Annotated in this window: 2 protein-coding genes; both read right to left on the reverse strand. The window is 39.5% G+C overall.

What is annotated here, in order from left to right:
* Positions 1 to 91: 91 nt before the first annotated feature.
* Positions 92 to 877, reverse strand: a complete 786-nt coding sequence (locus ACX0G7_RS27255) for a hypothetical protein (RefSeq protein WP_458926710.1) — start codon at positions 875 to 877, stop codon at positions 92 to 94.
* Positions 878 to 1,415: 538 nt separating this feature from the next.
* Positions 1,416 to 1,943 (reverse strand): hypothetical protein, encoded by a 528-nt coding sequence (locus ACX0G7_RS27260; RefSeq protein ID WP_458926711.1) that lies wholly within the window; start codon positions 1,941 to 1,943, stop codon positions 1,416 to 1,418.
* Between the last annotated feature and the right edge of the window lie 1,075 nt (positions 1,944 to 3,018).

Raw genomic sequence — 3,018 nt, forward strand, 5'->3', positions numbered from 1 at the left:
ATGTAGTGCCGAAGGCGGGCACAGCTTGGTATTCAAATTACGTGGTGCTAACTGCCCGCTTTTGCCAATACCATGTTGTACGCCGTATTCGTCAACATGGCGAAAACTTTATATTTAGATTAACCTGGATGAAATCGAGAAAACGGCTAACAGTCGAATGAAATTCCTGCAGCGACTCGGCCCCTCCAGGGCAGGTATATATAATCATTCGATGGCTGTTTTTTGCAGCTAATTCGATGGTATATGTCCGAGCATCTGTCGGGAGAGAAAAAGAACTAGCTATTTGAATGTTACTCGGTGCCTCTTCGAAGTTGTAAGACTGCAGCGAATCGATAAATGAATTGATTGCAATCTTGGGAACTAGGGACCGTGTATGAGTACTATCAACAACAGTCTCAAGCAAGTGATTTTTTGTGCTTAAACGGTCAAAATCGTAAGCAGGAATGTGGCTGTAAATGATCGTCTCCGTCAATACCCATCTTGAATTGTCAAACCGAATTCTGATCAGGTTTATGATGTCAGCCTCAACATGCAACCAGAATCTGTATTCAAACGAATCAACACCACTTTCTATCGAAGGTAAGTTTACTTTTCGTGTAAAGTCAGGATAGGCTTGTAGCAGATCGTTTTCATGCCTAAGCGAAGTATCTGCAATAATTGCTTTAAATTTTTGTCCTGACTCTTTCTCTTCACAACTAATAAAGTAGATGCTTGCGAGAAGCATTATTAAGTATGGTAGTCTTGCCATGGCGTACAACGTGGAAGTATTGGCGAAGGCGGGCATCACTCGGTATTCTGTTCTACATGTAACTGGCCGCCCGCTTTTGCCAATACCATGTTGTAGGCAGTTCTTCACGACAACTGTAACTTTTGCCATAGATAGGCCAACAAAGTACCTGCCGAATAAATTGTCATGAGACCCAATGCCAATTGTCCCCCAAGCCACGTAAAACTTATCGCTACACCTAGTAAAGATGTACCGCAACAGATTAGCTTGACTGAACTAGGGGAATATCGGTATATGAAACAGATCCAAAAAGCCAAATACGTAAATGCTAGTGTCGGCAACGACATTATAATACTGAAAAGAATTGTTATTCCTAACACTGAAAAATTATTCGCCCAACTCTCTAAAGTTGATTTAAACAGAAACGAAACAAATAATATTAGTAAAGGCGAAATAATAAAAACTGTTTTAAACCAGACTTTAGTAGGGTACCCCACATCATAAAGGTATTCTTCTGGTGTTATTTTGCTCAGTTTTTCTCGCATCCGAAAATTCCATTATGAATCTGTTACTGTATTGCCTACAACGTGAAAGTATTGGCGAAGGCGGGCAACAATTGATGTTTTGTTTGCCATGGTATTCGCTGCCCGCTTTTGCCAATACAATGTTAGCGGAAGCGGTAGAGTTGTCATGGTGTTACTCCTTTTATCAGACAAGCTATGGGAGATATCTTTTTTATACACTCACGTAGCCCGTCTGGGCTTTTCGAGATTAAAAGGAAATATTGCGAATCCGCTTTAGCCCCTGGTTTTCTTTTAACATCCCATCCCCCACTAAATACAGTTTGAACAGAGTCAGATGTAATTATTTCATATCCACTTTTATCAAATTCCCGAATAGCATTAATCGGAATTTCGAATTTTGAAGTTTTATCTGGTTTTGGATCACTGCGATTGAATGAGGAATCAAAATCTACTGGATAAAAAGTGTTGTCCGATTTAAACAATATAAAAAATGAAACTCTTTTTTTTGGAAGATTGGGTCGTTTTAGTAAAATATTTGTCTGGTGAAATTTTGCAAAACTTGTTAAAACATCTGAGACATCTTTGTGCATATCAATATTATCTAAATAATATTTTTCAAGGTCACCAACTTCAGATTGACATGACACAAGAAAAAATATGGCAAGAAATAACCTGGAAATTTGTTTAGTCATGTTTCGCAATTTAAAGAATGCAGTTTCCGCTAACGTGGAAGTATTGGCGAAGGCGGGCATAGCTTACTATTGTGTCCGACACGCAACTGGCCGCCCGCTTTCGCCAATACCATGTTAGGCGCAGATCGTTTTCAAATGAAGTCATGGTCAATCATCATCACCCAACCATTTCCTAGCCCCAAAGTTCTATCATATCAGACACTTTCGCGTGATAACCAATTTTGCTCTCCTCTAACTCGCAAGTACTGTACTTAAAATAGAGGTGCGTTTTCGTGCTCCAGTTACTTTCAAACTGATACACTACTGTGCCTTCACATGTTGAGAAATAGGAACTCACATTAGTTATGTCAAGTTCCTGAAGAAGTGATTGAATGTGGTCTGGAAGTTCATTCGTATAGTTGGCTCGGCCAATTTTAATTGGGCTTTTCTTTAGTCCCTCAATTATCTCATTATATAGTTGTCTATGCGAATTAAAGTTGTTTTTGTATCGGTATACATCCCAACTAGTGGTCCTGCAGCAACCCACATAAAAAAGTACAAGTAAAGCGGTAATAATAAACGCTGATCTCATGGTTTCGTACAGGATTTGCGGCTAACGTGGAAGTATTGGCGAAGGCGGGCTCAGCTTGATTTTTTGTTCGACATGCAACTGGCCGCCCGCTTTTGCCAATACCATGTTGTGCGTTCGTTCGGGGAATACAGAAGTTTTCATGTTATAAACAGCCTTCGCATTATCTTCGAATGCACCTTCTTTTTAAAGCGATTTTCACTCTGCATCAGACTTCATGACTCTATTTTATGCAATGCTGCGAGCTACTTCAGTTACTCGCATTAGTTTATCAGCATCTGTCAAACCCTCAAAACCTTGCCATGTCACAAAGTGTAATTCTTTTTTACCTGTTCTGATATTGTCGTTAAAATTCGACTGAACCATTTTACAATTCGGACAAACTGGATAATTAGTTGAAAATTGTTGGTTATATGGTTTATCAGCTAGCTGAGGTGGCTCATTTTAGCCGGACACCAAATTCTCTTAGTTAAAAAATATCTCCCCTTCTTTGGGTAATGAGGAGCT

The sequence above is a fragment of the Flavitalea antarctica genome (genome assembly GCF_054461535.1).

Excerpts from the sequence above, each read along its gene's own strand:
- ACX0G7_RS27255 (WP_458926710.1), bottom strand. The coding sequence starts at position 877 with ATGGCAAAAGTTACAGTTGTCGTGAAGAACTGCCTACAACATGGTATT.
- ACX0G7_RS27260 (WP_458926711.1), bottom strand. The coding sequence starts at position 1,943 with ATGACTAAACAAATTTCCAGGTTATTTCTTGCCATATTTTTTCTTGTG.